The sequence below is a fragment of the Janthinobacterium fluminis genome (genome assembly GCF_028595325.1).
Taxonomy (GTDB): domain Bacteria; phylum Pseudomonadota; class Gammaproteobacteria; order Burkholderiales; family Burkholderiaceae_D; genus Janthinobacterium; species Janthinobacterium fluminis.
The window spans coordinates 1-5,444 of sequence record NZ_JAQQXR010000027.1 but is presented as its reverse complement, the minus strand read 5'-3'; the positions used below and the strand labels follow the sequence as shown (position 1 = coordinate 5,444).

General features: G+C 58.3%; 4 protein-coding genes and 1 rRNA gene. 1 reads left to right on the top strand and 4 read right to left on the bottom strand.

Annotation, left to right across the window (positions count from 1 at the left end):
• Positions 1 to 97: ribosomal RNA gene (gene rrf / locus OIK44_RS25740) — 5S ribosomal RNA — on the top strand; the annotation flags it as partial.
• Positions 98 to 173: 76 nt separating this feature from the next.
• On the opposite strand, the gene OIK44_RS25540 is transcribed toward rrf, so the two are convergent.
• The 4 genes from OIK44_RS25540 to OIK44_RS25525 form a co-directional block, all read right to left on the bottom strand.
• Positions 174 to 914 (bottom strand): ABC transporter permease, encoded by a 741-nt coding sequence (locus OIK44_RS25540; RefSeq protein ID WP_273675063.1) that lies wholly within the window; start codon positions 912 to 914, stop codon positions 174 to 176.
• Positions 889 to 1,827 (bottom strand): ATP-binding cassette domain-containing protein, encoded by a 939-nt coding sequence (locus OIK44_RS25535; RefSeq protein ID WP_273675061.1) that lies wholly within the window; start codon positions 1,825 to 1,827, stop codon positions 889 to 891. The genes OIK44_RS25540 and OIK44_RS25535 overlap by 26 nt, the downstream gene beginning before the upstream one ends.
• A 7-nt stretch (positions 1,828 to 1,834) precedes the next feature.
• Positions 1,835 to 4,687 (bottom strand): type 2 lanthipeptide synthetase LanM family protein, encoded by a 2,853-nt coding sequence (locus OIK44_RS25530; RefSeq protein WP_273675060.1) that lies wholly within the window; start codon positions 4,685 to 4,687, stop codon positions 1,835 to 1,837.
• An 80-nt stretch (positions 4,688 to 4,767) separates the two neighbouring features.
• Positions 4,768 to 4,986 carry a hypothetical protein gene (locus tag OIK44_RS25525; RefSeq protein WP_273675059.1) on the bottom strand — a complete coding sequence of 73 codons (219 nt, stop codon included), beginning with the start codon at positions 4,984 to 4,986 and terminating at the stop codon, positions 4,768 to 4,770.
• Positions 4,987 to 5,444: the final 458 nt, after the last annotated feature.

Below are 5,444 nucleotides of genomic sequence, written 5' to 3'. Positions count from 1 at the left end.
AGTTGGTCCCACCCCTTCCCATCCCGAACAGGACCGTGAAACAACTTTGCGCCGATGATAGTGCTGCAACCAGTGTGAAAGTAGGTTATCGTCAGGCTAGTTATATTAAAAAACCCCGTTGGCACCTTGTGCCTGACGGGGTTTTTTTCGTCTGGGGCTTTGGCGCGCCGCTGCTAGTCTTTGATTTCGCGCCTTTCAAGCCAGATGCTGCTGAGCACCAGCGCGGGCAATCCCACGGCAATTGCCAGGCCCAGCGCGCTTGTTTGCATCTCGACCGCGCTGCCATTGAGCGCCATCAGGGTGTAGCTCCATGGGAAAAACCGCCAATATTCCGAATTTCCGAGCTGCAGGATCCCCATCGTCGCGATTATCCCCAGCGCCAGCGGCATGACAATATTTGAGAAACGGGTGCTTACCGCGTGCTGAATAATAACGATCGGCAGACTGGCGACGCTGATCTTCAGCAGGGTCGTGACGAAGGCTAAATCGATGTTGCCCGCAAGCGGATAGCCGCACAGGACGAAGACGCCAAGCACGGCGCCGCATAACAACATCAGGCCGACATCGGCGCCGGCGACCAGGCATAGCGCCAGCAGTAATTTGGCCAGATACAGTTGGCGATGCGTGATCGGCAAGGTCAACATCAGGCGCCACGTGTGATTTCTATGTTCATTGCCGTTGATGAGCCCAGTCAGCAGCGCTATATAGAGCGGCAGCATGAAATGGCACCAGAGCGCGAGGTTGCCCATCCAGAAATTTTGCCACGGTAATGCGCTGGCCACATTCAGCTGGCCTGACTTGAGCAGCATGCCCGTATTCAGCAGGACTACCATGAATGGGCAAGCGAGCATCGTCATCAGCGCCAGCGAGCGCCGCGTTTTCAGTATTTCAATTTTGAGCAGCGTAAAGATCATCGTCTTTTTCCTTCGTCCGCGTCGTATCCAGAAACCATTGCTCAAGCGTCGGCTGCCGATACACGGACTGGAACAGGCGCACGCCGGCGCCAATCAGGCGCGCGTGTACCTGGTCGGCATGGTCGAGTGCGATTCGCCGCACTTCCAGATGGCGCTCTCCCGTCATGCGAACCTGGTAGTCCATTTCAGTCAGCAACGCCGATGCTTGCCGGGCATTGTCGATTTCGAGCGTCAGCACGCCCGCCTGGCCCGCCAGCAGTTCTTTGACCGGGGCCTGGCAGATGACGCGTCCCTTACTGAGCAGGGCTAGGTGGGTGGCGATTTTCTCGACTTCGTCAAGTTGATGGCTCGACACAAAGACTGTGCAGTTCGCCCGGCTCGGCAATTCCGCCAGCAGCTTCCTGATTTCCAATATGCCCTGCGGATCGAGGCCGTTGCCCGGTTCGTCCAGAATTAACAGGCGCGGCTGCCCCAGCATGGCATGCGCCAGCGCCAGCCTTTGTCGCATTCCCAATGAAAATTCCGCGACCCTGGTCGCGCCCGTAGCGCGCAAATTGACAATGTCCAGCACGCGCCCGATTTCCGATTTCGGCAAGCGCTTGATCGCGCAAGCCACTTGAAGGAACTCTGCGGCGCTTAAATTGGGGTACAGGCAGGGGGAGTCGACCAGGCAGCCGATCTCCCGCAAGATGTCGATCCGCTGCGTGGCGATGTCGCGGCCGAGCACGCGCACCGTCCCGGAGTCTGGTTTGAGCAAGCCCGTCATCACGCGGATGGTGGTGGACTTGCCCGCGCCATTATTGCCAAGGAAGGCAAAGACGCTGCGTTCGGGCACGCGCAATTCGATTTCCCGAAGAACCCGGTGCGCGCCAAATGACTTGCTCATCTGACTGATGTCGATGGCCACTTCCATGCTTTGCTTAGGCGATTTTTCGCTGTGCCGCAGTGTTGAGCTGGGGGCCGCTCATGCCCGACAGCAGCGACGGCATCCGATCCGGAAAGGCGAAGCGCAGGCACTGGTAACCGATGCCGGTCACGCCCACCATCATGCCCAGCGGCTGAAAATTCTTTTCGCCCAGTTGCCAGCCATGGACGTCCAGCTCCTGCATCAAGCGGGGCAGGATTTCGCTACAGCGTTGTGCAAGGGCGGGGTCCACATACTGTCCGCAGGAAAGCAATAATTCGAGATTGCCGAAGCTGCCGAAGATGAGGGAATGGTTGCCCGTGAAACCGTGCATGAGCGTCGTGTGCACGGCGATTTCCAGTTCGTTCTGGATCTCGGCGCCGCCTATGCCCGCCTGCAGCAAGGCCAGGCGCGCCAGACCAATCCCGGGCGCGCCGTGCGCCCATGCATTGACGCACACGATTTGTCCCGGCGCCATTTTGTTGGCAAGCTCGCGGCAGTCGCGCCAGTTCTGTTGCTCGGGCACGAACAGCGTGCGCTCGTAGGTCAGCGCCTCGTGGCAGGCGTGGAGATACTGCGGCTCCTGGGTCGCCGAATACATCCTGGCAAAGGCGAGGGAAAAACCGGAGGCGCCGTGGGCGAGGCCCGCCAGCGGCACGGAACTGGTGATGAGCCAGCTGTATCCGGGGTAGTCCTGTTGCCGGTTGGCCAGCAAATGCTCCGCCGCCTGCCTGGCCAGTTGCAAGGCGCGCGGCGAACCGCTGGCGATATGATAATCGGCGCAGGCCAGCATCAAGCCCGCCGCGCCCTTCAGCAGGGAGTAGGCGCGGTCGGCCGCGATCAGTTCGGCGAAATCGACGCTATCGAAGAGGCGTTCAATTTCCGCGAAATGCCGGTTCGCATCGCGGCCGCCATCCATCACGGCCAGGCTGCAGAACAGATGAATGACGCCGCCCCAGCCGACGAACAGTCCCAGCGGCCGTATCGTATTCCTTGCCTGTGCCAGTTTGCATTGCAGGGTATGCAGTGCCTTATCGGCAAGGTCGCGGTACTTCGGCTCGCCGCTGAGCAGGGACAGTTGCGATAGATAGAGGATTTCCCCCGGCATGCCGCAATACAGATCATAGAAGGCGGGAATCAATTCCATCTTGCGGTTGTCGAGCGAGGTCGCCTTCACGATCATCCAGCTCGCGCGGTCACCGTCGACATGCACTTGCGAGGCGATATAGTCGCCGACCTTGTGCGCCTCTTGCAGCAGGCGCGCGTTCAGCCTCTCCTCGGTCGAATAGTCGCCGCGCGTCGGCGCGTCGCCCGTCGTGGTCTTCGGCGCGTTGAGTTTTTCGCTCATGAGCAGCGTTTTTTCGATGACCCAGGCCTGGTGCTTCATATCGTGCTCGGACAGGAGTTCGAGCTTGCGGCGCACGCGCGCCAGTCCGCTGTTTTCAAAGAAATCGGGGATGCGCCCGTCTTCGGCGTATTGCAGGTGTCGGCCGTCGGCCGTGGTGGTAAACAGCGGAACGTCGCGCTGCTGCAGATCGCTGGTTTCGAATGGAATGAAGCGCTCGGCCAGCGGGCAATCGGCTATCGCCAGCGCCAACAGATTGAAATGCGCATTGAGCGCAGCCTCGGAGCGCATCAGGGTAGGATGGGTCGCCTCCTCCAGCAAATGGGCGTAGGCGACCGTGTTCCGGAATAGCACGCGCACCTCATCGCCCTTGAAGGCATCCAGGCGCGCATGCAATTCCTCGCGCCTGGTCAATATGGTCGCGTACATATGCTGGAAGCCCTGTTTCAAGGCCGTGATATGGGCCGCGCCCAATGCGATTTTTTCGCCATGCAGGCGAGGGACGTTGAGCGCTCCTTGCAGCGTGCCTTTTTTGCGTTCGAAATGGATGGCGCCGTCCTCGCCGCGCACCATGAAAAGACTGTTGACAACGCCTTCCTTGCCTTCCGCGTCGGCGATGCCGCTGATGTCCGGCAGATGTGCCGCATCCAGGTCAATCCGGCTCGGCAGGATTCCCGTGCGCAGAACCGAATCATCGAAGTTGTTGTTGGATTCGCCGTTTGCCGATGGCATTTGTGGATGGAAAAACGATTCCAGGTCGATCAGAACCGGCTGCGCGCCCGACGCGATAATGTTCTCATAGTGAAAATCCGACCCTTCCAATACATACAGTAATGCCAGCCAGGCACCCAGCCGCTCGTAAAAGCCTTCCACCTGAGCCGGCGATGCACATTCTTCGTGGTGAATGAACTCAACCCAGCCATAGTTGCCGCGGTCCAGCGCGACAGGGACTTGCAAGTCGAGTTTGCCATGCTGGTTGAGCCATTGTACGAGTGCGGCGAAGTGCAGGTCGATTCTCAGGCTGCGCGGCTTGTAGATCAGTTTGCGTCCGTCGCACAGCTCGATCCGTGCGACGCTGCGTCCGCCGCGGTGGGCGTCCCCCATGCCAAATTGGATGTGGCGAATCTCCGCCGCGTCATCGCTGCGGAAGATATCCCGCTGTATGGCGGCGCGGTCGTCGATAAATCTGGCTAACAGTTCGCACGATTGCTCTACCCACGTCATCGTGAGTGTATCCATCCAGCGCCGCATTACCGGATAGCGCGAATGGAAGAAGGCGCGCACTTCGGGCTCCAGCAGCGAGTCGCAAAAGTCGTCGAAGCTGACCGTGGCGGCGATTGCCTTGTACTGGGCGATCAGGACTTTATGCGTGACGCCGAATAGCTTGTCCAACAAATTCGGCATGACGGCTTGCACATAGCTTTCTTCAAGCTGAATTTTTCTGGCGGTGCAGAATTCCTGGAGCTTCGTTTGGCACAGCCGGGTATGTTCCTCATAAAAACCGGCCAGTTTATGCAAGTCCATTGTCTGTCCTTCAAAGTCCGCACATTGACGTACCGGGTGGCGGAATGTCCACCACCCGGTTCAGTACTCTTGCTACTTGCTTATGCCTTGTCGGATGGATGCGGCCAACGCGGCCAGCAACTACGGCCGCCACTGCACTCGCCGCTGACCGTGCAAATATAGCCAGACGACCACGCCAGGCCACCGCTCACTTGATGCAACAATTCTTCCTTGATTTCCACCATGCCCAGCGATTCAGTCATCGCTGATTGGTCGCTGTCGCTTTGTACCAGTGCATTCAGAACATTTTTTTTGCTCATGAAAATACATCCTTTAGAAAGGTTGGAATCGCACAAATGGCGGTGCTCGTCACATGTGCCAGGAGCGTCGGGGCGGGCTGTGCACGTCTCGACAGAGCAACGTTACCAAAAAAGCATATGTTTATCAATAAATAATATTGCAAATTTATTTTGTCGGATGCGTCGCCCCATGGCAGAAAAATCTTGCCAGCGCTGGGGCACTTTGCTATAGTTCGCCTCCCCGCTGAAACGGCAGCGAAATCAAGTGCTTGCAGGACATCGGGGAGCGCCGGCAACGGCGCTGCGGTAAAAACAGGGGGTTGACGAAACAAGCGAAACGCTGCATACTCTTCCTCCTTCGCGGCTGACAAACAAAACGCTTTGTCGCCAAGCCGCAGCAGCACAGAACAAGTTCTTTAAAAATTAACAGTCGATAAATGTGGGCATTTGATGATGGTGCCGGCGGACTTCGGTCCGCC